Genomic DNA, 2,347 nt, shown 5'->3' with positions numbered 1-2,347 from the left:
AAACATTGTTGATAAATTTATTGAAAACCCAATGTCATATGATCACAAAATCAAAATTGAAAGTGCCAAAGCATTTTCCGGGTACATAACAAAAATATCGAAAAAGCTATGGCCCAGGAAAACCTACCATGCTTCTGCATATTCTTTTAGACATGCAAAAGCAACGGAATTGAAAAATTCCGATTATGATAAAATCGAAATAGCTCAGATTATGGGCCATGCCTCAGTTAGATCTCAGCAGAGTTACGGAAGAAAGAGCAAAAAAAGCAAAGGTGGATTTGATGACATCGCAGATGTCGAAACCAATGTTAAACCCCGTGGCGGTGATAGATTATTGAGATTTAAGATCGCAAATAAAAACAAAGCAGCGGCAAAAATTGCCGATACTTCCACCCCCAGCAGTCCTCCACCGGCTCCCGTTCGTCGCTTCAAAATATGAACCGTGAGCAGTTCAGGAGGTTCCCTCCTGGACTGTGAAGGGTTGGCCCGTCCGGTCAGGACGGTTTTACAGCAAAATCCTCCATAGCGAAGCAGAAGCCCGGAACGGGTAACTGGATGGTTTTCCCCCGTGGGGGATTGATCTGTTACTTGAAAACCAATGATCTTAAAAGCCATCTCAAAAGTTGAAAATTTCACCCCCTTAGTGTTCTTAAAATTCTTAGATGTTCTTAGGAGTTAAAAAACTACTCTCTAACCATTGATATTACTGGATTTTTAAAAAAGGCAGTTGTCAAAAACTTCAACCGTAGTTGTCAAATTCGTCAACTCTAGTTGTCAAATTCGTCAACTGAGGTTGTCAAATCCGACAACTCTAGCCAGTTTCCAAGTAGAAACTACAGTTTCTAAACTGCAACTTTTTCTACTTTTTGCAACTTAATCTATTGACTAGTCCTTTATAAATGTTAAAACATATATATAGAAATAAATAAAAAGAGGAGGTTTCTATGGATATTGGAAATATATTAAATGAGAGTTTAAGTATTGATTACGAAAAATTAGATTTGTTTTTGGAAAAATATGATTTAACACCAGAACAAAAAGTTGCAGTTTATGAATTTCACGCAAAAGCTTATAAAAAAAATAAAACTTTAGTTATTTCTGAAACAAAAGAAAATAAATTTAAATCTATTTCCGAAGGTGTTGAATACGTGCATTTATTCCCAAAAAATTTAAAAATTTTAATTAAAAAATATGGTTTAAATACAAACGAATTATTGGTTTTAACGGAAATAATGGAGTCAATGCTTTCACACGGAAATTTATTAATTAATTTTTCGCAAAAGGCACTTTGCGAATTAACAGGAATTAATAAATCTACAATGTGTAAAACATTTAAAACCCTCAAACAAAAGCAGTGTTTAATTGAGAAAAACGGACATATTTATTTAAATTCTGTGATATTTATGAAAGGGTTACCTCATAAATTGTTTATGCAATTTAGAGATCATTTTTTAAATTCTATCTCATATAAATTAGATGATGAAGAAGAATTTGAAAAAGTCTTCGACGATAATTTTATTAAAGCATACGAAAAAAATCTCAAAGAGATTAAAAAGAAAAAACAACAGATAAAAGAAAAGAAAATATCAAAAGCATTAGATAATTTTGAAAAAGAAATTTCTGAAGAATGGAAAGAAAAGTTTAAAGACGAAGAGGAAAATTTCGAATTTGGTTTTGAATCTGAAATGTAAAACCGCCCTCGCCGGGCAGGCGAATCCCTTACTGAAATAGAATAAATTCTATTCCACTAAGGGATTTTTTTTATCCATTGATTTTCCACATTTCAAATATTGACAGCATTTTCCACCCGGTTATAACAGTACTATAAGTAGTTGTTTCAACCCGTCTTTTTGGGTGGAACAACAAGGCATTTTAGGGATAGAGCAAAGCGAAGGCCATAAAATTGCCACCCCCAACCGGGGGTCGTTGTTCGATTTGAGCGATAGCGAAAAATTGAACATAAGGGGGGAGGGTTTGGGTTTTACGGTATTTCAAATTTGAGCAAAGCGAATTTTGAAATTTCCGGTTCTTTTAATTTGCAATGAGGAAAAATCAATATGGGTAATTCAAAAAGAAATATAAAAAAACTAAATGATAATTTTAGAGAGGATATTTTAGATTATGCGATTTCGCACAATCTAAAATGTGCTAACGCACTTGCTATTTTATATGCAACGGGTTGCCGTCCGGACGAACTCCAAACCGGAGTTACGGTAAACTATGACAGCAAAAAAAATGAAATTGAATTTAGAATAATTGGATCAAAACTAAATAGAAGAATGAGAAGAGGCATAGGGGTTAGAAAAATAAAAGTAAAAATCAATAATGAAAATGCCAGGTTTTTTAA

Annotated in this window: 3 protein-coding genes; all 3 read left to right on the top strand. The window is 33.3% G+C overall.

Annotation, left to right across the window (positions count from 1 at the left end; all coding sequences use genetic code 11):
• Window positions 1-439: tyrosine-type recombinase/integrase (locus AC534G_RS27275; RefSeq protein WP_496594635.1), on the top strand; the 439-nt coding region annotated here is incomplete at its 5' end.
• Window positions 440-944: 505 nt separating this feature from the next.
• The gene (locus AC534G_RS27270) at window positions 945-1,691 is read left to right on the top strand and encodes a replication/maintenance protein RepL (RefSeq protein ID WP_180264242.1); all 747 of its coding nucleotides are present in this window, start codon (window positions 945-947) and stop codon (window positions 1,689-1,691) included.
• Between the two features lie 366 nt (window positions 1,692-2,057).
• Window positions 2,058-2,347: hypothetical protein (locus AC534G_RS27265; RefSeq protein ID WP_496594634.1), on the top strand; the 290-nt coding region annotated here is incomplete at its 3' end.

The sequence above is a fragment of the Citrobacter sp. CRE-46 genome (assembly GCF_059615875.1).
This window is presented reverse-complemented; position numbering and strand designations above follow the sequence as displayed.

Coding starts and splice junctions, on each gene's coding strand:
- AC534G_RS27270 (WP_180264242.1), top strand. CDS start 945: ATGGATATTGGAAATATATTAAATGAGAGTTTAAGTATTGATTACGAA.